This is a genomic window from Paraburkholderia sp. RL18-085-BIA-A (genome assembly GCF_046027075.1).
Classification (GTDB): Bacteria; Pseudomonadota; Gammaproteobacteria; order Burkholderiales; family Burkholderiaceae; genus Paraburkholderia.
The window spans coordinates 1-637 of the sequence record NZ_JARESU010000560.1 but is presented as its reverse complement, the minus strand read 5'-3'; the positions used below and the strand labels follow the sequence as shown (position 1 = coordinate 637).

General features: G+C 60.3%; 1 protein-coding gene. It reads right to left on the bottom strand.

Features of this window, described 5'->3' with window-relative positions:
* Window positions 1-637, bottom strand: a 637-nt coding sequence (istA, locus tag P0D89_RS53840) for an IS21 family transposase (protein ID WP_408379791.1), incomplete at both ends; no start/stop codon positions are given.

Sequence of the window (637 nt, the reverse complement as noted above, 5' to 3'; positions counted from 1 at the left end):
GTTGCAGAAGTCCGGATCGAACAGGTAGTGCGAACACATCACTGCGAAACGCGGATTGACTGTGCGACCCTTGCCTTTGTGCACCTTGTCTACGGCCGTTTTCATATTGTCATAGATGCCCCGGCGGGCCACCCCGCCGAAGGCCGTGAACGAGCGCGTATGGGCATCGAACAGCATCTCGTGCCCCTGGCTCGGATAGGCGACCAGCCAGAACGCCCGCGACGCGCATAGCTTCATGTGCGACACCTGGAGCTTGCGGTAAATGCCGCCGACAACCAGTCCTTCCTCAGACCAGTCAAACTGGAATGCCTCGCCCAGCTCGAATCGCAACGGCACAAACGCCGAGTTCGAAACCGCCTTGCCTTCGCCTTGCCGCCAGGCCCGGATGAAATCGGTCACACGCGAGTAACAACCGTCGTAGCCGCCAGCCTTGATCTCCTGGAACAGCATCCAGGCGGTGCGGCGTTCCTTCTTCGGTCGCCGCGCGTCGGCACTGAGCGCCTGCACCAGCACCTCATGAAACGGCGTCAACCGCGTCGGCTGCGAGCGCCGCTGATACTTCGGCTCCTCCTGAACATCCATGTTCAGATATTTACTAATCGTGTTGCGCGACAGGCTTGTGAGACGCGCTATCTCG